At 46.2% G+C, this 273-nt stretch carries 1 pseudogene; it reads right to left on the bottom strand.

Annotation, left to right across the window (positions count from 1 at the left end):
- A pseudogene (locus tag AAEY88_RS13630) lies at positions 1 to 273 on the bottom strand (urease accessory protein UreE); the annotation flags it as partial.

Genomic DNA, 273 nt, shown 5'->3' on the forward strand with positions numbered 1-273 from the left:
TGATTGCCTTTATAAGCACCTGTTTCTGGCTCAAACGGCGCTTGTACGGCTTGGGTATGTAGGCCAAGTTGATGTAACATCGCTTCTAAAACATGGTCAGGCTCAAAGTAGAGGGCAGTAGGGGTCAGCATTAAAGGCACATGGCGGTTGCCTAAATGGTAAGCGCCTTTCATAAGGTCAAAATCATTATCGGCAGTCACTTCGATTAAAGCTTGCTTGGCAGCCATAATCTGTATCAAATTGCCTTGATGGTCTGCTAGCACACTGCCATTC

The sequence above is a fragment of the Psychrobacter sp. CAL346-MNA-CIBAN-0220 genome (assembly GCF_040309805.1).
In the GTDB taxonomy this organism is placed as follows: Bacteria; Pseudomonadota; Gammaproteobacteria; order Pseudomonadales; family Moraxellaceae; genus Psychrobacter.